This window comes from Chryseobacterium sp. 27AL, assembly GCF_057815395.1.
In genome coordinates, this window is record NZ_JBYRIW010000002.1 from 157561 (window position 1) to 181440 (window position 23880).

Consider the following 23880-nt stretch of genomic DNA (forward strand, 5'->3'; position numbering starts at 1 on the left):
TTAGATTTTCTTAAATAGAACGCAAGCGTTGTGCCCACCAAACCCAAAAGTATTACTCATGGCTACTTTTACATCCTTCTTCGCAGCCTCATTAAATGTAAAATTCAGTCTGCTGTCGATATTTTCATCATCAGTAAAATGGTTGATGGTTGGAGGAACAATACCATGAATAATTGTTCCCAACGCAGCAATAGCCTCAATAACACCCGCAGCACCCAAAAGATGGCCTGTCATTGATTTTGTAGAATTAATCTGAATGTCGAACGCATGCTCTCCCAATAATTTTGAAATGGCATTGGATTCTGCGATATCTCCTAATGGAGTAGATGTACCGTGCATATTGATATGATCTACTTCATCAGCAGTAAGTCCTGCATCTTCCAGGCAGTTCTTCATTACCAGGTAAGCTCCTAAGCCTTCAGGATGCGGTGCGGTCATATGATGTGCATCTGCACTCAGACCTCCGCCTTTTAATTCTGCATAAATTGTTGCTCCACGCTTTACGGCATGCTCATATTCTTCAAGAATGATACACCCTGCGCCTTCACCCAATACAAACCCATCTCTGTCTTTGTCAAAAGGTCTTGAAGCGGTTTTAGGATCGTCGTTTCTTGTAGAAAGAGCCATCATTGCATTGAATCCACCGACACCACTTGCTGTAACGGCTGCTTCAGAGCCACCGCATACAATCACATCTGCTTTTCCAAGCTGGATCAGCATTTTGGAATCAATTATAGCATTTGCTGAAGATGCACACGCTGAGACGGTTGTGTAGTTTGGTCCATGAAAACCGTATTCAATAGAAATGTGTCCTGGTGTGATATCAGCGATCATTTTAGGAATAAAGAAAGGGTTGAATCTCGGGATGTCCGTATTGGCCCAACCTAAAACTTCAGTTTCAAAAGTTTCGAGACCTCCGATTCCGGAGCCCCAAATCACTCCGACTCTGTTTTTATCTACGCTGTCTTCAATGATTCTTGAGTGTTCTACTGCTTCTCTTGCAGCTACCAGCCCAAGCTGAGTATTTCTATCCATCTTTTTTGCTTCTTTCTTATCGAAATACTGCAGCGGATCGAAATTTTTTACTTCACAAGCAAACCTTGTTTTGAAGTTTGTGGCATCAAAAAGAGTAATCGGAGCGGCACCGCTCTCACCTTTCACAAGATTTTCCCAGTATTCTTTTGCATTATTTCCAATCGGTGTTATTGCTCCAAAACCGGTTACAACTACTCTTTTTAATTCCATAAACTTTGTTTAATTTCTTTTTTGTTGAAGAATATTATTTATTTACTACTTCTTCGATATAAGCGATAGCGTGTCCTACAGTAGTAATTTTTTCAGCCTGATCATCAGGGATTTGAATGTTGAATTCTTTTTCAAACTCCATGATAAGTTCAACTGTATCCAATGAATCTGCTCCCAAATCATTAGTGAAGCTAGCTTCCGGAGTTACTTCTGTTTCTTCAACGTCAAGCTTATCAGCGATGATAGCTTTTACTCTTGATGCAATGTCTGACATAGTAAATTTTTTTTTAATTGTTAGATGGTGCAAATATATAAAATTCTTTACGATAAAACATTTTTTTAATGTTTTTTGTGGCTCATAGGTATGTATTTTGTCGTGTTGCTGTTTAGTATTTTAGTTTTCAGAGGTTTAGATTTTATTGATTTTTCGGGATTAAACTTATTGATTTTTTCGAATTTTATAAGCCTTTGCGGTGTGACTGTTAATAGTTTATATATTTATTTAAAAAAAGAAAATATTGAGTTGATACGTCGATATTTAAAATTTGATATGACCTATATTATTAGTTCAGAAATTTAACAGATTGTGTTATTTATATTTGCTAATTCAAATAGCATGATGATTATTTTTGTTCAGAATTTTAATACACCCTTATTTATTGTAATTTAATGAAAAAGATTATTTGCGGCATACTCCTTTCGTTTTCTATGACCCTGTTAGCACAAATCAGAGGGAAAGTCATTAAGATAAAAGACGGTGATACAGTTGTAGTCTTATTATCTGATAAAACGGAGCAGACAGTGAGGCTTGCAGAAGTTGACTGTCCGGAAAATGGTCAGGCTTTCGGGAATAATGCTAAACAGTTTACCTCGGGGCAGGTTTTTGGTAAAACTGTTGTTATTTACAAAGTAGGGAAGGACCGGTACGGAAGAAGTATTGCCGGCGTTTTCTATGACGGCGATAAATATTTATCAAGGGAAATTGTGAAAGCGGGATTCGGTTGGTGGTATTTTAAAGCGTCTAAAAATCCGGAACTGCAAAAACTCCAGGATGAAGCAAAACAGAAGAAACTGGGTTTGTGGAGTGATACAAAAGCAATAGCTCCATGGGAATTCAGGAAAAATAAAAAGAATAAGAAAAAATAGATAAGACTGTTTCAAGTCCAAATCATTGGATTTGTCATTCTGATGAACGAAGAATCTTCAAAGTAATCCTTTAGATTATTCACTTTATTGTATTGCATTCAGAATGACACTCTTGAAACAGTCTCATCAAGTTGATAAATCATTCCACCAATATTCCGGTGGTGGTAATTATATTTTTTGGATTAGCAGGATTTATGCTTTGCACATCGCATCCCATGTTGTCCAGAAGTGCGCATTGATCGCTCCCGGAGCCGGATTGGTGCTGTCGGCCACGATTCCTACCATAGAGGCGCAGTTGGAGTTGCACCCGATCTGGTTTCTGCTTCCTTCCTGAGCCGGGATTTCTCTCCATGTTCCGGTAGAACCGCTTAATAATTCCACTTTAATATCAAAAAGCCCAGAAAGGTTAGGTGTCTGAAGCTGCTTGGTCGGATCTTCGCTGGAAATCATGTCTTTCCAGTTTCCTTGTGAAAACGTTACTCTCCACTGTCCGATCATTTTGGCAGTGTCATTTTGCGGGGAAAGGTATACCCAGAACTGAGCACCTCCTCCTAATTGTAATTGTCCTGTAGAATTTGCGTTGTAGCTTGTGTTTGCTTCCATGATGTTTTGTTTTTAGTTGTTTTGTATTCCAAAGTAACGCAGAAAATATCATCCGCAATAGCGTGTAAATAACCAATTGGAGGATTAGGTGTTTGTACGGTAGGGTAGCAATAGGTCAAATAATTATAATTTTGTGATTGTTGTTTTCTTCGATTCTTTGTTATTTTTATAAAATAACCATAAAAATGCAGGATTTAGAATTATTTGTGCTAATTTTCAAACCGGATTTACATTACAATGAATGCTTTTATATAGATTTTGCTACAAATAATAATTATTACCCCCGTTGTGCATTTTGATTCATTATCCTCACTTTGAGTAGATTTTTGAAAAAAGCGTATCGAAAGGTTTATAATTTTGAAGATAGATTTCATTCTCGACTACTTTATTACGAAAAAATAATCTGAGTGACGAGGCTACTATCAAAATTTTTCAAAATGCACAACGGGTTAATTATTATCTATTACTTAAATTATATATATTAATTTATGAAAGATTAATTTAAAAGTTATTTATAATGACAACACTATCTTCGCAAGTCCTATCTTTGAATAATAATAGCAAATTTTAAAAAATGGATAATAATGATAATCTATATAGGATTCTATCGGACAAGTTATTCAGTATATTTTATGTAGATGATCTGAAATATGGAAGACAACAAGAGAATGGTAGTTATAAATTAATTAAAGAACGTATAACACCAGTAACAATTGAAGATATGTTAAGAAACCAAAAAAGTTTATTAACATATCAGGAGTTGCATATAGTTGATACTGCATTTATAAAATGGATTTGTATTGATTTGGATATTTCTAAAAAGGAGATAGACGAAAATAAAATTAATCCAAATAATTTAAAAGATGTCAAGACTGCGGCGGAAATAGTTGTAGAATTTTTAAATGAGAAGAATATACCTCATTTGGTTGAATTTTCGGGTAGAAGAGGATTTCACATTTGGATTTTTTTTGAAAGACTTGTTACTAAAAGTGACGGCTATAATTTAATAAATTACATTTATTTTAATGTTAAAGATAAATTTGCTAATGATATAGCTGTAGATAAATTTCCAAAAGTTCCTTTTGTTAATAAATATTCAAAAGGTGTAGGTTCAGGAATAAAACTCCCTCTTTCTCAAAATAAAGGTAGTAATAAATTGTCTTTTTTTGTAAATATAAATGAAGAGTTTGATTTTGATGCTGATAATTGGTTAAGTATTCCAAATGAAAAATTTTTACAGAAACAATTCGAGATATTATCTCAAGCTCAGCCCGCATCAATTAAAATTATTGAATCGGTTTTAAGTGATTTTACAAAGTCAGATAATTTGCCAAGAAACTCATACTATAGAGTAAGAAAAACTTCTAATGTTGCAAACAATTTGTCTTTAGAAGACATAATAAGTTCTTTAAGTCAGTGTGAGCATTTAAAATTGATTTTTAATGATTTTGAAAAAGGTTTAAATAATAAAGAGAGAAGTATTTTAGTTGGCTTACTAGGGCAATTACGGACTAAAGAAAATATTAATTTTGGTCAAGAATTACTGCTAGAAATTTTCTCTAGAGTTAGGGATTTTAATAAAGAAATTACTCTAAAAAAGATTGAAACGCTTAAATATCTAAAACCTATAACCTGTAAAAGCTTAGGTAGATGCTCTTCCTGCTTTCAATGCAAAATGGTATCCCCAGTTGAATTAATTGCAGGTGTTTCATTAGAAAAAATCTCTGATTATCGAATTGAAAATATTGATTTTAATCTTTTTGATAAAATTAGAAAGTCATTATATCAATATTCATTAAAAAATGATGAAGTGCCTTTGTTTCCTCAATTGGAAACAATTAATACAATCGATTTTGAAATTGTAAGGAAAAATATTGAAGAAATATATAAAGGAACTTACATTGTTGCAACTGATAAATATGAGTTTGAAAGAAAAGAAAATTCCAAAATCCGTAAATTATTTAATATAGATCCACTAAATAATATAATTTCAATATATTTTACTTTTGTTTTAAACACCTTATATTATAGTGAAATTTCGGGTAATTCTTATGGATATGAATTTTCTAGTAGCTTTTATAAAAATAATATTTTCACTAATTGGTTTATTAATTGGGCAAAATATACTAGAAAAATAGAAAGTATCTTGTTTAATTTTGAATATTCAAATTATTATTTAATAAAGTTAGATATAAAGAGTTTCTATGATAAAATTGATCTTCAAAGATTAAAAATAAAATTGTTTGAAGAAGCACCTCTATCTATTAAAAATAAATTAAAAGAGTTGCCTAAAGAAGATATTTTTAAATATAGAAATATAATAAGTTATCTAATTGATCTTTCAGTTAAAACAACTGAAAATTCAAAAGTTGGATTGCCTCAAGGTCCTGTATTTGCAAGGTATTTAGCCGAATTATATTTAGGTAGTTTGGATACCTTAGTTGAAGATACATTTATATTAGATCAAAGAAGAGAATTTTATTATCGTTTTGTTGATGATATTTTCATTTTTGTAGAAAATGAGGACAGAGCCACTAAACTTTTTCAAAATATACATGAGTGGCTATCAATAAATGGATTACAATATAATGATAGCAAAACTAAAATAGTAAATGTTCGCAGTTATGCAGATTCTGGAGAATATCAGAAATTTAAGGATGATATAAAATATGATATAAATAATGCGAACAAGAATAAAAATGTCCTATCCCAAACAGAAATTCAAGAAGCTATCTCTAAGCTTGAAATTTTAACAGATGATGTCAAATTTGGATTGAAAGATAATCTCAGATTTTTTTATAGCCAATTTGATAATGATAGACGTTTAAATAGCATAAAAAAGAAACTAGCGAAGAAGATACCATTTACGGATAATGGTAGAGGAGCTTTATATTTCTTATTTTATAATAATCTAATTTCTAATTTCCCGAAAGAATTTTGGTCACTATCAGAAAATGCAAATAAATTAAAAGGTCTATCTCTAAGCCATTTTTTAAATACAATCTTACTATATCAAGATGACTTATCTTCACATGAGGAGTATATTAGAGTTTTGATAGAGAATGTATATGATAGAAAAGATTTAAATGATGCTGATAAATTATTGATTGCTGTTCTATCCTTAAAAACTAATAATACCATAAAACTAAATTATTCTGAAAAAATTATGTTTTCCGCTTTAGCACAACCCCGTCTCAAATTAGATAAATCCCATTGGGATTTGATGGAAAAAAAATTGGAATCATTTAATGATATTATTTTATTAACTGAAGTAAATAAGATAATACTAACACAGGCTCAAACTATTGACTTTTTAAATGTTTTTGCAAGCTACTTATTTTTAAGATTTTCTGAATGGAAAAAAAGCAATCATGATTTTCTTAAAAATGAAGAAGCTTTAAAAGCGTATTATCAAATTATATCTTTTTTAACTTTATTTGAGAAATCTGAAGATATTAACAATCTGATTGTATCATGGAAATTGTTGTTGGAGATTTCAGTTGAACAAGGAGAATATCAAGATAAAAAGCATCAATTTTTATGGGTAGATAAAGTATCAGATTTACAATACGAAGACTTTTCTAATAATAGTTATTCACTTATACTTTCAAATAAAAAAGGCTCAAAAATAGGAGAATATTCTTGTCTGAATGAGTTTTTGGAGCAATATAGAAACCTGCTTATCATGATGCTTTTCAAAAAAGATCAGATTAATCATTATACTCATTTTAAAAAAGATGTATTAGCCGAAATTGATGCGGATGAGTCATTATTTTATGACTGGATAAAGGACATGACTGCATTATTGTATCCAGATAGTAATGATATTAGCTTGAAAAACATAGCTTTAAATGGATTGATTGTATTAAAAAATAGCGAGAGAATTTTCGTGAAAAAAGTTTACGAAAATATAAATATTGAAAAGTATGACTATTTAAATATTAATTCTTCTTTTAAAGAAACAAAAGAAATTGAATATACAGTTTCAACTGAAAATCTAAGTAAGGCTCTGGCTGCCCCTAACTTTTGTGTATTTATTAAAAATTTAAGGTCTGTAATAGATGTGCATATGGATTTTAATTCAACATATAAAACATTTCCATTCTTTTATAAGCCTTACGAAAGTTTGTCAAATTTACCAATTGTTCCATTTTATTCTGAATATAAACAAATAGCGGACTCTAAAGGAGTTATATCCGACTTAAATGTTACTATTTATTGGCAGGCTATTGAGGAAGTATTATCTAGATTAGATACAATTAGTTTAGTGGAAAATAATTCAAAATATAATTTTACATTAAGCGAATTAGATACTAGATTCTATCCTACATCTGCTATACTTGAAATGAATGAGGTTTCGAAAATTAAATTTATTCAAAATTTTGTTGATAACATATTAACTGATGATTTAACAATTTTTCAATATCAATCAGTTTGGAGTAATACGGTATTCGAAATGTGTACGATAATAAATAACGGAATCACAGATATAATAAATTATTTAAAAGTTCATTTTGATTGTTATAAGGAAGAAAGCGCACATTTAGATATATTATTCTCAATCAATGAAAAATTAGAAATTAAGAATGATAATCTTTTAGAGTTATATCAAACAATTATAAACTCCTTAGATCTGTTTATGGAGCAATCTCCGATAAATAAGATAAATTTTTCTGAAATTCTAAAAGAAGCTTATTTACCAAAATTATTTTTAAATTCTCTAAAAGAAATCTCTGTCGAAATTTCATTATTGAAAAAAATGAACATTAGAATAGAAGACGATCCTCATCCTATTACGGGAGAAAGTAATTATAAAATCTATCTGAATAATGTAAGTAAAGAATTTAAAAAAATATATTTATATAATCACGATCATCAAATTTTTCAAGATGAAGATTGGGATGAACTTGCCAATATCATAAGAATTAGAGGAGAGAGTCAATATTTATATTTAAAAGACGATGAATTGTATATTTATGTACTTCAAAATGAAATAGCGAAGTGTTATGAGAGAATCATTAGAAGAAAAAAGATTTATGATAGTATTTATATTGAAAATAATATTGGTCAAGATGATTTGGATTCATATGCTAGCTTATTTCCTAAGAATGAAAATTTAGATGAAATATTTTCGACTGTTGAAGGATATACAAATTTTCAAGAACTAAAAAAGATGTTTTCATGTCATTTAAAAGATCATTCTGAATTTTTGAACAGGATTGTTCATTGGTTATCATTGTTCAATGACGAGAGTTTGGATGGAAGTTACTTGAAAAAATATATGGATGAAAATCAATTAAATATAAGATATTTACATATAACAATTTTAGAGGTGTTATTTCGGCATAATTATATTTCTGAAGAGCATATTAATTATTTTCGTGAAACTTTAGTAGCGTTTGCAGAAGATAAAAATACAATTATTGTTCCTATTAAAAATCCTTCGGATGATGAAAATGGCCTTAAAAGACTGTTAAATAAATGTGGCTTTGAAAGCAGGCAATTTAATTGGCCATTTAATTTTGATAAATTATGTAAGAATGAGATTCCTGAAAAAATAGTTTTTATCACTGATATTTCACTTACTGGCTCTCAAACAAAAAAAGCTCTTAGTTATTATTTTAAGACAGATTATGAAAATAATGATGCATTAAATGATTACTTTAATAGTAGAGGAGAGGAAGGACAGAATTCTCCTAAAGAAGAAAAGTATTTTTCATTTGCTAATTTAGATGCTTGTAAAAATTTCTATAGTAATATAATTAAATGTAAAGAAATAATATTTCTTTCTGCAATTAGTACAATACAATATGAAGAGACTATAAAGGATTTTTTAGCTAATATAAATTTAAATGTTTCTTTTTCCAAGTATGGTAATTTTTTATCCGAGGAAGAATATCTTTATGGGAAATTGAAGTATCATGTTGACGAAAGAAAATTATTTGAAGTTTTAATAAATGATACCGAATTATTATTAAAATTGTTTCTTAAGGATAAAAAATATAAAGATAGTTTAAAAGATCTTGAAAGAAATAATATCATATTAAGAATAAACTCCTTACCAGCAAAACATATTAAACTATTTACTTTACGTCCCAAAAAAGGAAAACCTTTATTAGATTATATTCCGAACTGGAAAAAAAATTAATTGAAGATATGAGATATAATAGAATTAACTTTTGGACATTAAATAATAAAATAGACATTTAGTACGGTTTTAGTACAAAAAAAATAAAAAACCGCTTTAAGTATAATTTAAAGCGGTTTTCAGTGGAGTTGGAGGGATTCGAACCCTCGTCCAAACAAGCAATACATAAGCTTTCTACATGCTTATTCTGCTATTGATTTTCGACTGAACGCAGAGAGCAGGCACCCAACATTCAGCTTATCTTCTGAGGTTTTCGAGCTTTAGCCGAAGCATCTAAAGCCTTATTTCCGCATTCCTATATCCCAGAATCAAACGCCGCAGAACAGAGCATTTGTGGGATATCTTGCTTCCCTACTAACATCTTCGGGAAAACGCTTGATCTACTATACTTCGATATTAAGCTGCAAGAGCGAACTCTTCGTTGCCAGTTAAAATTGTGTAGCAAGGGATTATAGAGATCGCGCTACGGTTCTCTGCATGCTTACTTACCCATTGGTCTTGCTGTCGAAACCAGTCAACCCCATGAATAAAGTATGCAAAAATAAGGCTTTTTATTCAAATATGGTTAATATACGCTAATCTTTTTGGAGAAGAGCTGTTACTCTCTGTTCTTTAATAAGATCCAGCCGGATAATTGTACAGGCTGTTTCGTAATCTGGTCGGTCCAGGATAAGCTGTACCAATACGTGTCAGTTGGTAATGGCATTCCGACATATTTTCCATTCCAAACCGGGTTTTTAGAACTTACCTCGAACACAACTTTACCGTATTTATCAAAAATACTTCCTTTGAAATCTCCAAACTTGCTGATAACGCTGAAGTCGATATTGTCATTGATCCCGTCGCTGTTTGGGGTGATGGTGTTTTTCATCAGGAACGTATAATATTCCGTATGGGTGTCACACAAAACACCTCTCTTTTTTACCCTGATAGAATACTGCGTATTTCTCAAAACATTTTTGAAAATATTGTACGACTGCCACGTTACGCCGCCGTCAATAGAATATTCCAGTGGGTCACCTGTGGGATTTTTAACGTTGATGGTTAAGAAGCCGTTTTCATAAGTAATTCCTGTAATTTCAGGAGTTTTAATATAAGAAACCACGGCAGTAAGCAGTTTAGAACAAGACCCGTTGTTGATGGTCACCGTGTACGTTCCGGGAATTGCGGTGCTTATGGTTTGGGTAGTGGCTCCGGTACTCCAGCTGTAAGAATAATTCTGTCCGGCGCCGGCATCCAGTATGGCATTGTCTCCCTGGCATATCTCCACATTCGGCAAAGACGCTGAAATCGCAGGAACAACATTAATCGTAATGGAAGTAGTTGCCTGGGCAGGACAGCCGTTGCTTCCGATTCCTGTTACCGTATAAGTAGTGGTGGAAGTCGGGGAAACGGTTTGTGTGTTTCCATTGCCTGAAAGTCCTGTCCAGGTATAACTTGCGGCTCCTGATGCGGTAAGCACAACAGAATCTCCTTTACAGACATTAATGGATGAAGCGTTTAACGTAATTGTTGGTGGGGTAATATTTTTTACAACCGTTACTGAAGATTGCTTGGTACAACCTAGCGGACTGGTAATTTTCAGGGTGTAAGTTCCTGCATTATTCACTGCCGGGGTTAATGTATTCGCCCCTGAAACAATTGTTCCACCGCCGGCTGCTGTCCACAGGAACGTTGAACCCGGCGGAAAGGTTGAACCGGATGCATTAAGGGTGACCTGTGTATTGGTACAGTTGATTTCAGATGGTGTGGCAATGTTCACCGTAATCGCAGGATCCATTGTCACCGTTGCAGAGCTTTGGTATTGACATCCTAAAGGAGTGGTTACCGTAACGGTATAAGTTCCGGATGCTGTTACCGTGTTGGTGGTTCCGGTTGTACCGTTGGACCAGGAAAAGGTATTTCCGGTTCCGGTTGCAGAAGCTGTTAACACGGTTGAAGCTCCTTCGCAAAAGGTTAGGTTTCCTGTAATCTGCACATTCGGATTCGGGCTGCTGCTGATGGTAACGGAAGCTGCATCACTTGTACACAATCCGTTATTGTTGGTCAACGTATAAACTCCGGGAGCATTTACCGTGATACTTTGCGTAGTTTCACCTGTCGACCAGGTATTTCCGGTAACGTAATTAGAAGTTAGCGTAATATTTCCGTTGTTACAGATAACCGTGGAAGAAGCAGTAATTGCTGCCACTGGTTTTTGATTGACGATCAATTGCAGGTTAGCCACTTTCGAACAGGTGCTGGATTTTACCCGGACATACACCGTTGCATTTCCGGAAACATGTGCTGTCGGATTGGCAATCGTGTTGGTATTTCCTGCCACCGCATCGGCCTGATTAAGATAATAATCAAAAGTTACTCCGGAGGTAGTGCTTATATTGTTTTGTGTTGAGGTTAAATTAAAAGTAGCAGTAGGCGTATCGGAACAAATACTTAAACTTGCATTCTGAACAACGGGAACAACGCCCTGAGTAACTGTAACCGATTTTTGATAGGTACAATTGGCGGGTGTTGTAACGGTCACCGTGTAGGTTCCGGGAGCTGTCACGGAAATGCTGTTACCGGTAGCGCCATTAGACCAGGTATAGAGATTTCCTGTTCCGGTAGACGTGGCAATAAGTTGTGTAGAAGTATCACACAGTACAAGATTGCCTGTAATCTGTACGTTCGGATCGGAAGCGGCTGTAATGGTTATAGATGCCGGCGGACTTGTACAATTGCCATTTGTCGTTACCAGCGTGTAGGTTCCGGGTGTGGTAATTACAATGGAAGGGCTTGTGGAGCCTGTTGACCAGATATTTCCTGTTGTGTTGCTAGAAGTTAATGTAATATTTCCTCCCGGGCATAAAGTCATGGATGAAGCGGTAATGGAAGCTGTTAAATTGCCGACTTCAAAAATAAAAGAACCGGTCTGTTTGCAGGAATTCAGACTGCTCGACGGATTAGTCGGGTTATTGTAATTGATATTATAATAATAAATCGAGCCTGGTATTATTATGGTGGGTGCTATAATCGGGTTGCTCCCTGTTGTAGCATCATTGGCATCATTGAAATAGCTTACTGTAAAGTTAGGATTTCCATTGATGATTCCTGAAGATAATGTTGTGAAATCAAAAGGAGTATTATTGTCACAAATTGATATAACCCTTGGCGAATTCGGAGTGGGGTCCGGTACGCCTGGTGCAATAAAAGGATTGGGAGCATTCGCGGAACTGAAAGGGGATACAAAAGTAGCTGTTCCACCCCAGGTTAGATTAAATGTATAAACGGTAGTAGACCAATTGTCTATATATAAATAATAGGTTTCTCCGGCTACAACATCCATATATTTACAATACGGTGTTGTAGGGCCTCCTGCAGAACTTGTATTCGTGTTGATCATATTCATTCCCGTACTTGAAAGATTTCCGGATGCATTACATCGTATTGGGAATCCGAGATTACCGCATGAGGTATTCGGGCCATAAATCGCCCAGTCGTAATCAACAGGTCCGGTAGGAGTAAGGTTGAAAGTAAGGGTTCCGCTGGTGGCAATGGTAAATTTATACCAAACGGAATGGTGTTCTCCGGAAGATAAACATCCGCCGAGATTTTCATACTCATTTCCAACTCCTGAAGGGGTGTAATTGATATTTGAATTTCCGCAAACCGTAATTGCTGAAATACAGTCTTCCTGAGCGGAAAGTGAAATATAAAAGATGGATAGTAAAGCAAGCAGTAATCTTTTGATCATACCCTGGTTACAAGTTTTAAAGGTGAATATAAAAGGATAAAATAAGGTAAGGAATAAACAAAAGCTAAGTCTTGACTGAAATACGTTGTAATGAATATGGATTCATTTTATGAATATTAATTTTTTGCCAAATTTAACTAAAATTTTGTTATAAAATTCAATTAAATAATTGTAATATGAGTTGAATATCGGTCTTATTTTGAATATTTTCTATTCGTATGGTGTATTAAAAGAAGAATGATTATCAAACAATTCAATTAAAAAATTTGCAGATTTATAAAAAATTAGTACTTTTGCAATCCAAAATGAGATGTAAAATATGTTAATAATTCCAGTTAAAGATGGTGAATCCATCGACAGAGCATTAAAAAAATATAAAAGAAAATTTGATAAAACAGGAACAGTTCGTCAGTTAAGAGCTAGACAACAGTTTATCAAGCCTTCTGTAACGTTAAGACAAGCTAGATTGAAAGCTGCTCACAAGCAGAGAAATCTTAGCAAAGAAGAGCAGGCTTAAGAAATTTTCTTAATTCGCATACGAATTCACTCTTTAAATAGTTATATTTGAAGAGTGAATTTTTGTTTTTATACTTTTAATGATGTTGGATAAATTCTTAGAATATTTAGAGCTCGAAAAGAGGTATTCCCCTCATACAATCACAAGCTACAAGAAAGATCTTGAAGATTTCCGTCTTTTCTATCTTAAAACAGAAGCTTCTGAAGATTTTATAAAAGCAGACAGGAAGATCATCCGCAATTTCATTGTTGAACTGAGTGAAAATAATATTTCCAAAAGAAGTATTAACCGGAAACTTTCCTCATTGCGAAGTTTTTACCTTTTTCTTTTAAAAATTGGCGAAATTGAAGTCTCTCCCGCCGAAAATATTTCTTCATTAAAATTCTACGCCGAAAAACAGATTCCGATGTCCGAACAGGAAATGCAAAACCTCAATGATCAGCTATTTAACAAGGTTCACGATGTTCTGGAAAAATGCATTCTGGAGGTTCTTTATCAGACAGGAATGCGTAAAGCTGAGCTTTGTGGTATGACTTTTGAAAATGTAAACCTTACCGGACAGGAAATAAAAATAACAGGAAAAGGAAATAAAGAAAGACTGATTCCTATATCCGGAGATTTGTCTGATTTGTTGAAAAATTACGTAAAAATACGGACTCCACAAACAGAATATAAATCATACTTCTTTGTCAATAAGAAAGGTAAAAAACTCACCGAAAAATTTGTTTATGTGGTGGTTAATAAGTACCTTAGTCTTATAACAACAAAGGAAAAAAGAAGCCCTCACATCCTTCGTCACAGCTTTGCAACGCACGTTTTGGATAATGGGGCAGAGATATCTAAAGTAAAAAAAATATTGGGACATTCCAGCCTTGTGAGTACTCAGGTCTATACGAATGCCAATATCGAACAATTGAAAAAAGTGTTTAATCAGGCTCATCCAAGAGCTTCAAAAAATGACGAATTATGAAGATCACAGTACAATCAATTGGTTTAACTCCACACGAACCACTAGAATCACACATCGAGAAAAAAGTAAGCAAACTGGATACTTTTTATGATAAAATCCAGGACTGCAAAGTATTTTTAAAAGTGGAAAATAACTCGGACAAGGCAAACAAAACGGCCGAGATTATTTTAGCGGTTCCAGGAGACGATATCGTGGTAAAAAAGACAACTACAACTTTTGAAGAAAGCTTAGACTTATGCGTTGATACTGCTAAAAAGCTACTAATCAAGAAAAAAGAATTAGCATAATAAAAAAAGTTAAAAAAAAATATTGAAAAATTTGAGAATTCAAAAAATCCGTTCTATATTTGCACTCGCAAAAAGGAACAGTGATCTTTTGAATTCTTTTTTATTAATGCCTCCATAGCTCAGTTGGCCAGAGCACGTGATTTGTAATCTCGGGGTCGTGGGTTCGAATCCCTCTGGAGGCTCCATTAATATAAAATATCTGGGGAGATTCCAGAGTGGCTAAATGGGACTGACTGTAACTCAGTTGCTTCGGCTTCGTAGGTTCGAATCCTGCTCTCCCCACATTTTATATTAGAAAAAAAAGTTGCATGAATAAAGGAATTTCCTTAAGTTTGCACAGCGTTACCAATAGTTTTGGAAACAAAATTGCGGAAGTAGCTCAGTTGGTAGAGCGTCAGCCTTCCAAGCTGAATGTCGCGGGTTCGACCCCCGTCTTCCGCTCAGAAATATCACACTTATTGCAGGGTGATTTTTTTTTAACTACTGAAATGATGTAGAGTAGAGTTTCTCACAGCCTTCAGTCCATTTGTTAAAAATGCCTCCATAGCTCAGTTGGCCAGAGCACGTGATTTGTAATCTCGGGGTCGTGGGTTCGAATCCCTCTGGAGGCTCCATTAATATAAAATATCTGGGGAGATTCCAGAGTGGCTAAATGGGACTGACTGTAACTCAGTTGCTTCGGCTTCGTAGGTTCGAATCCTGCTCTCCCCACATTTTATATTAGAAAAAAAGTTGCATGAATAAAGGAATTTCCTTAAGTTTGCACAGCGTTACCAATAGTTTTGGAAACAAAATTGCGGAAGTAGCTCAGTTGGTAGAGCGTCAGCCTTCCAAGCTGAATGTCGCGGGTTCGACCCCCGTCTTCCGCTCAAAAAAAATCACGCTTTTAGTGTGATTTTTTGGTTTAAGCCGACTTAGCTCAGCGGTAGAGTGCTTCCTTGGTAAGGAAGAGGTCACGGGTTCAAGTCCCGTAGTTGGCTCAAATTCTAATCCCGATTCTTTCGGGATTTTTTTATGTTTAAAAAATTCTTTTTCGCTACCTGCGAAATAAATATTCTCCCTTACTAATACCTAATTTCGGGCTCAAAAGTATCATTCAACAATAATTGATGTTGTCATTTGCTGAACGAAGTACCTTTGCGAACAAAAGCATTCAGCAAAATATAAACATCTCATTGCGTCTTTAGCGTTAAAATATTTTAACCTTAAAATTCAATTAAAATACTTCCCTCGAATTTGAATTCCTTTACGGTCATAAAAATTTTCTTTACATTCGTATAAAATAATTTTTGATGAATATCCTTTTATTGGAAGATGATCTTATTCTTTCCGCGGAACTTTGTAAGTTTTTAGAATCAAACAACTTTACCTGTGATAAAATCTATGACGGTGAAACCTTTCTGCGCCAGATAAAAAACAGTTCGTACGATCTGTATCTTCTTGATATCAATGTTCCGAAGATCAACGGTCTTGATGTCTGCCAGACCATCCGCTCTTTCGATAAAAATACTCCGATCATAATCATCTCAGCCTATGGAGACCTGTCTGATAAAAAAGATGCGTTTACAAGACTGGCGGATGATTATCTGGTAAAACCTTTTCAGTTTGAAGAATTGCTGTTGAGAATGAACTCTCTACTGAGAAGAAAATCTCCTTCCGAAAGCAGTGATCAGGATATTATCAGGACTGATGATCTTATTATCAATAAAACTGAGCAGAAAGTTTTCCGTGCGGGAAATGAAATAGCTCTTACTTTAAAGGAATTTCAGCTGCTGGTTTATCTGGCAGAAGCACAGGGCAGAACGGTTTCCAAGCAACAGATCACCGAGCACGTCTGGGAGCATAATTTTAATACCAATACCAATACGGTAGAAGTTTATATCAACTTTTTAAGAAAGAAAATAGATAAGGATTTTAAAGTTAAACTTATTCATACACGCTCCGGTTTCGGATATTACTTAAGCCCGCTGTAATATGTCTTTAAAGAGAAAAATTGCCCTCAATCTCAGTATTGCCTTTTCATTGCTTTTTGGTATTGTGATGGCGGTGATTTACATGTCCTTTAATGATTTCAGAAAAGATGAATTTAAAGAAAGATTCAGGCAGAGACTTGAATTTACCACTCATTTTATTGCAAAGTCTAAAGATTTTGAAGAAGAAGCGCCGGTATTTTTTAATGAGAATTCCGATAATATTCTTTTAAATGAAACCATTTTAATTTTTAACGGGAATAAAGAATTAATCTATAGTACCATCAAAGACAGGAATGTCACCTGGGATAATGCATTGCTGAAGGAACTGGACGAAAAGAAAGTGATTTACTCCGAAAAGACGGTTCCTGAAATCTATGCCGCTCTTAAAAATATTAACGGAGAAAATTATTACATTCTCACCAGTGCTTACGATACCAATGGAAATTCCAAACTTGCCTACCTGAAATATCTTTTAATTACAGCGTATGTGATGAGTACACTGCTGATCGGCTTTTTCAGTTATTATTTTATGGGACAATTCTTGAAGCCGCTGGAGGATCTTAACAAAGAAATTTCGGAGGTTACCGCACATAAGCTTACTACAGAGGTTCCGGTACGAGAGTCTAATGACGAGATCAATGTTCTGGCAAGATCTTTCAACACGATGATCAAGCGGTTGGATGATGTATTTCAGTCACAAAAAGATTTTACGGCGAGTGCCTCCCACGAAATCCGTACCCCGATTACCAGAATGGCGTTTCAGCTCGAGAACCTGATCAAGCTGGGGCAGCATTCTCCCGAGACGTTAAACTCTTTACAACAAATTCAGAGAGATGTATATCAGCTGTCGGATCTTACCAATTCCCTTTTACTTTTAACTAAATTCGATAAAGAAAATATTCAGAGCATCTACGAAGAAGTGCGAATCGATGAGGTTATTTTCGAATCTTTTGAAGCGGTGGAAAAAAGCTATCCCAAACTGAAAATGGATTTCCTTATTTCTGAGAAAACTTCTGAAAATGCTCTGTTGACTATCAATGGCGTACAGTCTTTACTCGATATTGTTTTTATTAATTTGTTTAAAAATGCCGCCGTTTATTCTGATGATATAGAAGTGGATGTGCTGATCACAGAAACGGAGCGCGAACTTATTGTTGATGTCATCTCTCATGGAAATACAATTCCAAAAGAAGAGCAGCCGAAACTTTTTGAAGCTTTCATGCGGGGCAATAATTCTCAGAATATTTCAGGCTCCGGCCTTGGGCTTCGTATTGTGAAAAGAATCCTGGAATATCACGGTGCAAATATTACCTATGCTTCTCCTGGTGATTTGTTGAATAAATTCAGTGTAATTTTTAATAAATGAAAGATTACTGAATGAATTTCTTTTGTAAAATCTTCCTCAATACATATTAGTTCTGACTTAGAAAAATACGCTAGAAAAAATTTCTCGGTTAATGGGAAAGACTAAATTTAATTTTTTTTTAAGTATTCTTTAAGAGCATTTTAATGACAGAATGACAATTTTGTAGCATAAATATTAGTTATGAACAAAATCGCAGGGCTGCTGATTGTCGTTTCCTCAATAATGGCGGCACAACAGCAAATGTCGCTTTCTGACTGCGAAGAGGCTTTCCAGAAAAACAATTTACAACTGCTCGCCGAACAGTACAATATCAATATGGCTGATGCTGATATTTTACAGTCTAAAATCTGGGAACTGCCTCAGCTTAGCGGACAAATCAATGCGTACAACCCACAAGATCATAAAGTTTTTGATGTAGGGCATGCAAAAGGAGCACAGATTACCCAGCTTATCTATATGGGCGGGAAAAAGAAAAATGAAATTGCCTTCGCAAAATCAAATAAAGAACTTGCCCAGCTTCAGTTCTCTCAGTTACTCGTAGATCTCCGTGCCCAGCTTCGTACGACCTATTACAATCTTTATTACGAACAGCTCAAGCTTGAAAATACCAACAGGCAGTTGGGATATATGAGTGATCTTTTGGCGGCTTATAAGGTGCAGTCTGCCAAAGGAAATGTATCCCTGAAAGATGAGGTAAGGCTTCAGAGTGTTGTTATCCAGCTAAATAACGATAAAATAGGAATTAATAAAAATATCCTTGAATTTGAACAGAATCTTAAGGTTTTAACAGGAGTTACTGAAGATATTGAACCTAAACTTTCGGACTCGGAGGCGAAAAATATACTGGCAGCCCAACCTTTCGGGGATGAAACAGAGCTGCAGAAAAAGGCTCTCGAAAACAATGCCGATTATCAGTATAATCTGAAATTAATTGATAATAGTAAGCTCTATGCGCAGTGGCAAAAATCTTTAAATGTTCCCGATCTGAATCTTGGAGCCGGATGGGACCAGAATGGAGGAACTTTTAAAAATGAAGTCAACCTGATGGTCGGAATTCCACTACCGCTATGGAAGTCAAATAAAGGAAATGTTGAAAAGGCAAATTTTGCCATTCAGCAAAATCAGAGAAATGCAGTTTTCCAGAAGCTCAATCTTGAAACTAAAGTGCAGTCGGCATACAAAGCATGGAAAACTCAATATGATCAGCTTTCCCAAATTAAATCCGACGATCTTAATAATATGGAACTGGTCTACAATGGGATGCTGAGCAATTTCAGAAAAGGAAATGTGAGCCTTATTGAATTCGTAGATTTCATGGACAGCTACAGAGAAACAGCGCTTCAGATCTATGATATGAAAAATGGGATCATACAATCTGCAGAACAATTAAATCAACTTGTACAAACAAAAATCTTCTATTAAACATGAAAACATATATTATTCCTGTAATCATCGCGTTGTCGTTCCTGTCTTGCTCAAAAAAGGAAAACTCAGAGCAACCACAGGCAAAAAAAGGTTTTGAGCTGAGTAATACCATGCTGCATTCCATCTCTCTGGCAAAGGTTGAAAAAAAGTATATAGAAGATGATTACAATTTTTACGGAAAGATTTCTGCAGACAAAAACAGTTATATCGATGTATATCCGCTGGTAGGAGGAAATGTTTTAAGTGTAAATGTTGAATTGGGAGATTACGTAAGAAAAGGGCAGGTGCTGGCGACAATCAGAAGTACAGAGCTGGCGGAAGTTCAGAAAGATGTGAGCGATGCCAAAACAGATCTGGTCGTGGCACAAAATAATCTTCGTGTTGCAAAAGAAATGTATGAAGGAAAACTGAATACCGAAAGAGACGTTCTTGAAGCAAAAAGTGAGCTGCAGAAAGCCCTGGACCAGCTGCAGAGAGCAAATGCGGTAAGTACGGTTTATAATGTAAAGAAAGGAAATATCTACAGTGTTATAGCTCCGATCAGCGGATATATTGTTCAGAAGAATATCAATAAAGATATGCAGCTGAGAACTGACAGAAGCGATAATATTTTTGATGTGGCCAACACGACCAATGTCTGGGCAATCATGAATGTCAATGAATCTGATATCGATAAAATCAGTCTCGGAATGAAAGCCCAGGTTTCTACCTTATCTTATCCTGATAAAGTTTTTGATGGAAAAATTGATAAAATCTTCAAGATCATCGATCCTGAAACCAATGCTATGCAGGCCAGGGTAGTACTCGACAATCAAAGCGGATTATTAATACCTGAAAGCAAAGCAACGATCAAAGTTACCAGCTCAGAAAATACCACAGCGCTTACAGTACCTTCCAAAGCGGTTATTTTTGATGACAACAGAAGTTTTGTGATTGTTTATAAATCGAGAACCGATGTAAAGATTCGTGAAATAAAAGTACTCAAACAGGTTGGCGATATTACCTATATTTCCGAAGGTCTGTCAGAAGGAGAGCAGGTGGTTACCAATAATCAATTGCTGATTTACCGTTCCCTGAACAATTGATTCTTTTGAACCATTAAGGATTAAAAATGAAGAGTTAAGAAGTTAAGGTTAATTAAGAATAGCATCTAAGAAATTCAACGACTTTTTTAGGTCATCAAAAAATCTATCATGAATAAATTCATTAAAAATATAATTGCTTTTTCATTAAAAAATAAAGCATTTACTTTTATCTGGGTTGCCGTACTGGCAGTTGCGGGATTCATCAGTTTCAAGAATATGCCGATTGAAGCTTTTCCGGATGTTACCAATACCCAGATTGTCATCATTACCCAATGGAATGGGCGGAGTGCAGAAGAGGTTGAACGTTTTGTTACTACACCTATTGAATTGGCAATGAGCCCGGTGCAAAAGAAAACCAGCGTAAGAAGTACTACCATGTTCGGTCTTTCTATTGTTAAAATTCTTTTTGATGATGGGGTAGACGATACTTTCGCCAGAAATCAAGTGAATAACCAATTAAGAACCGTAAGCCTTCCCGATGAAGTGGATCCCGAGGTGCAGCCACCTTACGGACCGACCGGAGAGATTTTCAGATATACTTTACAGAGTAAAACAAAAGATTCCCGTGAATTATTGACATTACAAAATTGGGTGATTGACCGTGCTTTGCGGGGCGTTCCGGGAGTTGCTGATATCAATGTATTCGGAGGTCAGGATAAAGTGTTTGAATTAAGCATTGATCCGAGAGCTTTGGATAAATATAATTTGACACCGCTGCAGGTCTATGATGCCGTTACCAAAAGCAATCTGAATGTCGGTGGAGACGTTATCGAAAAGAATGGTCAGGCATATGTTGTCCGTGGAATCGGTTTGGTAAAATCAGTTGCCGACATCGGGAATATTACGATACAGAATGACAGTGGAAACCCTGTTTTGGTTAAAAATGTAGCGGATGTTCATGAAAGCTCAATGCCAAGGGTAGGACAGGCCGGGTTGAACAACCAGGAAGATACGGTAGAGGGAATTGTTGTCATGAGAAAGGGCGAAAATCCCCGTGAAGTTTTAGTAGGCGTAAAAGCTAAAATTAAAGAGCTTAACGAAAAAATCTTACCGAAAGATGTTAAGATGGTGACGTTCTACGACCGTGACAACTTAATGGATTTCACCACACATACCGTAATGCATAACCTTATCGAAGGAATTGTTCTCGTGACGGTAATCGTTTTGATATTTATGGCCGACTGGCGTACGACTTTAATTGTCTCTATCATCATTCCATTATCTTTATTATTTGCATTCTTATGTCTGAAAATGGCAGGAATGAGTGCCAATTTATTATCACTGGGAGCGGTAGATTTCGGGATTATCATTGACGGAGCGGTCGTCATGGTGGAAGGACTCTTTGTAATGCTCGATCATAAAGCTCATAAATACGGAGAAGAAAAATTCAATAAAATGGCCAAAGCCGGCTGGATCAAACAAACCGGAACAGGTCTTGGAAAAGCAATTTTCTTTTCAAAATTAATTATCATCACTTCCTTAATTCCAATTTTCTCCTTCCAGAAAGTAGAAGGAAAAATGTTTTCACCACTGGCATTTACATTGGGTTTTGCCCTTATGGGAGCCTTGATCTTTACTCTGACGCTGGTTCCTGTACTTTCACATATTCTGTTAAACAAAAATGTAAAGGAAAAGAATAACCCGTTTGTCAATTTCTGGGACAGAACCGTATTGAAAGGTTTTAATTATACTTTTAAACATAAAAAAATGAGTTTAATTGTAGCGGTTTCTTTTCTGACAGTAACCTTATTCTCAGGAAAATTCTTAGGAACGGAATTTTTACCTCAGTTAAATGAAGGCTCATTATGGATCACAGCAGAAATGCCGATGAGTTCATCATTGAAAGAATCTTTAAAAACAGCAGATCTTCTTAAAAAAGATATCATGAGTTTTCCCGAAGTGACGGATGTTCTGGCTCAGACGGGAAGAAGTAACGACGGAACCGACCCGAACGGCTTTGGATTTGTGCAGTTTGCCGTCAATCTGAAGCCCAAGGAAGATTGGAAACGCAAAATTACCTACGAAGAACTCATTGAAGAAATTGATAAAAAACTGAGAAATTATCAGGGAATTACCTTCAATTATTCTCAACCGATATCTGATAACGTAGCTGAAGCGGTAGCGGGTTTCAAAGCAGAGAATGGGATAAAAATTTATGGAGATAATCTTCAGACCCTGGATAATCTGGCCGAAAAAGTGCTAAAGCAAATTAAAGATATTAAAGGCGTTAAAGATGCCGGAATCATAAAGAATATCGGACAGCCGGAAGTAAGCGTGGTACTCGACAGGGATAAAATGGCGGCCTACGGCGTAATGCCCGATGATGCGCAGTCTGTTCTTGAAATGGCTTTCGGGGGTAAAACCGCTTCGGAAATGTTTGACGGAGAAAGAAAATTCCCGATTCGTCTCCGCTATTCACAGGAGTACAGAAAAGATGAAAATGATATTGCTGCATTGATGGTTCCTACCCAGGACGGTACAAAGATTCCTCTAAAAGAGATCAGCACGATCGAAAAGGATAACGGGGCAGCGTTTATTTACAGAGATGATATTAAAAGGTATATTGGTATAAAATTCTCCATTCGTGACAGGGATTTGGGAAGTACGATTGCCGATGCTCAGAAAGCGGTTTCTAAAATAGAACTTCCGGATGGTTATACAGTAGGGTGGACCGGTCAGTTTGAAAATCAGCAACGGGCTTCAAAAAGGCTGGCACAAGTGGTACCGATCAGTATTCTGGGCATCTTCTTCCTTTTATTCGTTCTTTTCGGCAATATGAAAGATTCTCTGTTGGTGCTGGCCAATGTGCCTTTTGCATTGATCGGAGGAATTATTGCGCTCCATGTAACAGGAATTAATTTTGGAATTTCCGCAGGCGTAGGAATGATTGCCCTTTTGGGAATCTGTATTCAGAACGGGGTAATCCTGATTACGGAATTTCACCAGAACGTCAGGAAAGGATTAAGTCTCGATAATGCCATATTAAATGGGGTAAAATCAAGAACACGACCTGTAATTATGACCGCACTAATGGCTTCCATCGGATTAATGCCGGCTGCTTTATCTACAGGCATCGGCTCGGAATCACAAAAGCCGCTGGCAATCGTAATTATCGGGGGATTAATTACCGCCACGGTCCTGACATTATTGATATTTCCGATTATTTTCTGGATTTTCAACAGGACAAAAGCGCTCCGTGAGATCTGATCTTAATAATTAATGCTTCACCTTGCTGTGCAGGTGAAGTTTTTTAACTTTTATTTGTAGTTTAAATAAAATAATTGAAAAATGATATCTGCAGAAAAAATAATTCCCGTTCTCTGTAGAATAGTGTTTCCTTAATCATAGGTCTGAAGTCATCATCTATTTTGCAAGAAAATGT

General features: G+C 35.3%; 14 protein-coding genes, 7 tRNA genes and 1 other RNA gene. 17 read left to right on the forward strand and 5 right to left on the reverse strand.

Annotation, left to right across the window (positions count from 1 at the left end; genetic code table 11):
• Together fabF and AC3WV0_RS06265 are read right to left on the reverse strand one after the other, a co-directional pair.
• Entirely contained in the window at positions 1-1245 is a 1245-nt protein-coding gene (gene fabF, locus AC3WV0_RS06260; RefSeq protein WP_089998344.1) for a beta-ketoacyl-ACP synthase II, read from the reverse strand.
• Between the two features lie 34 nt (positions 1246-1279).
• The gene (locus AC3WV0_RS06265) at positions 1280-1519 is read right to left on the reverse strand and encodes an acyl carrier protein (protein ID WP_002976354.1); all 240 of its coding nucleotides are present in this window, start codon (positions 1517-1519) and stop codon (positions 1280-1282) included.
• 395 nt (positions 1520-1914) lie between these two features.
• Between AC3WV0_RS06265 and AC3WV0_RS06270 the strand changes: the two genes are divergently transcribed.
• Positions 1915-2391: a thermonuclease family protein gene (locus AC3WV0_RS06270; protein ID WP_488844952.1), complete on the forward strand. Its 477-nt coding sequence runs from the start codon at positions 1915-1917 to the stop codon at positions 2389-2391.
• Between the two features lie 192 nt (positions 2392-2583).
• Here AC3WV0_RS06270 and AC3WV0_RS06275 read toward each other — a convergent pair whose 3' ends face one another.
• The gene (locus tag AC3WV0_RS06275; RefSeq protein ID WP_488844954.1) at positions 2584-2994 is read right to left on the reverse strand and encodes a hypothetical protein; all 411 of its coding nucleotides are present in this window, start codon (positions 2992-2994) and stop codon (positions 2584-2586) included.
• Positions 2995-3568: 574 nt separating this feature from the next.
• Here AC3WV0_RS06275 and AC3WV0_RS06280 point away from each other — a divergent pair.
• The gene (locus tag AC3WV0_RS06280) at positions 3569-9142 is read left to right on the forward strand and encodes a TOTE conflict system archaeo-eukaryotic primase domain-containing protein (protein WP_488844956.1); all 5574 of its coding nucleotides are present in this window, start codon (positions 3569-3571) and stop codon (positions 9140-9142) included.
• Between the two features lie 120 nt (positions 9143-9262).
• Here the strand turns inward: AC3WV0_RS06280 and ssrA are convergent.
• Together ssrA and AC3WV0_RS06290 are read right to left on the reverse strand one after the other, a co-directional pair.
• Positions 9263-9664: a transfer-messenger RNA gene (gene ssrA, locus AC3WV0_RS06285) on the reverse strand.
• Between the two features lie 76 nt (positions 9665-9740).
• Positions 9741-12875, reverse strand: coding sequence for a T9SS type B sorting domain-containing protein (locus tag AC3WV0_RS06290; protein ID WP_488844958.1), 3135 nt, complete (start codon positions 12873-12875; stop codon positions 9741-9743).
• A gap of 319 nt (positions 12876-13194) precedes the next feature.
• Here AC3WV0_RS06290 and rpsU point away from each other — a divergent pair, with 319 nt between their 5' ends.
• The 15 genes from rpsU to AC3WV0_RS06365 all read left to right on the forward strand — a co-directional run bounded on the left by rpsU (position 13195) and on the right by AC3WV0_RS06365 (position 23705).
• The gene (rpsU, locus tag AC3WV0_RS06295; RefSeq protein ID WP_062697349.1) at positions 13195-13392 is read left to right on the forward strand and encodes a 30S ribosomal protein S21; all 198 of its coding nucleotides are present in this window, start codon (positions 13195-13197) and stop codon (positions 13390-13392) included.
• 82 nt (positions 13393-13474) lie between these two features.
• The gene (locus AC3WV0_RS06300) at positions 13475-14362 is read left to right on the forward strand and encodes a phage lytic cycle repressor MrpR family protein (RefSeq protein WP_488845360.1); all 888 of its coding nucleotides are present in this window, start codon (positions 13475-13477) and stop codon (positions 14360-14362) included.
• Positions 14359-14649 carry an HPF/RaiA family ribosome-associated protein gene (locus tag AC3WV0_RS06305; RefSeq protein ID WP_089998312.1) on the forward strand — a complete coding sequence of 97 codons (291 nt, stop codon included), beginning with the start codon at positions 14359-14361 and terminating at the stop codon, positions 14647-14649. The genes AC3WV0_RS06300 and AC3WV0_RS06305 overlap by 4 nt, the downstream gene beginning before the upstream one ends.
• Positions 14650-14757: 108 nt before the next feature.
• Positions 14758-14834 (forward strand) — tRNA-Thr (locus AC3WV0_RS06310).
• A gap of 16 nt (positions 14835-14850) precedes the next feature.
• A tRNA-Tyr gene (locus tag AC3WV0_RS06315) sits at positions 14851-14931 on the forward strand.
• An 86-nt stretch (positions 14932-15017) separates the two neighbouring features.
• Positions 15018-15090: transfer RNA gene (locus AC3WV0_RS06320), tRNA-Gly, on the forward strand.
• Positions 15091-15186: 96 nt separating this feature from the next.
• Positions 15187-15263 (forward strand) — tRNA-Thr (locus AC3WV0_RS06325).
• A gap of 16 nt (positions 15264-15279) precedes the next feature.
• Positions 15280-15360, forward strand: a tRNA-Tyr gene (locus AC3WV0_RS06330).
• A gap of 85 nt (positions 15361-15445) precedes the next feature.
• Positions 15446-15518 (forward strand) — tRNA-Gly (locus tag AC3WV0_RS06335).
• A gap of 39 nt (positions 15519-15557) precedes the next feature.
• Positions 15558-15629: transfer RNA gene (locus AC3WV0_RS06340), tRNA-Thr, on the forward strand.
• Positions 15630-15941: 312 nt separating this feature from the next.
• A complete protein-coding gene (locus AC3WV0_RS06345) occupies positions 15942-16622 on the forward strand; it encodes a response regulator transcription factor (protein WP_488844961.1) in 681 nt (226 codons plus the stop codon).
• Between the two features lies 1 nt (position 16623).
• Positions 16624-17988, forward strand: coding sequence for an ATP-binding protein (locus tag AC3WV0_RS06350; RefSeq protein ID WP_488844962.1), 1365 nt, complete (start codon positions 16624-16626; stop codon positions 17986-17988).
• A 180-nt stretch (positions 17989-18168) separates the two neighbouring features.
• A complete protein-coding gene (locus tag AC3WV0_RS06355) occupies positions 18169-19410 on the forward strand; it encodes a TolC family protein (protein ID WP_488844964.1) in 1242 nt (413 codons plus the stop codon).
• 2 nt (positions 19411-19412) lie between these two features.
• Positions 19413-20498: an efflux RND transporter periplasmic adaptor subunit gene (locus tag AC3WV0_RS06360; RefSeq protein ID WP_488844966.1), complete on the forward strand. Its 1086-nt coding sequence runs from the start codon at positions 19413-19415 to the stop codon at positions 20496-20498.
• Positions 20499-20606: 108 nt separating this feature from the next.
• On the forward strand, positions 20607-23705 hold the full coding sequence (locus AC3WV0_RS06365; RefSeq protein WP_488844968.1) for an efflux RND transporter permease subunit: 3099 nt from the start codon (positions 20607-20609) through the stop codon (positions 23703-23705).
• The last annotated feature ends 175 nt before the right edge of the window (positions 23706-23880 follow it).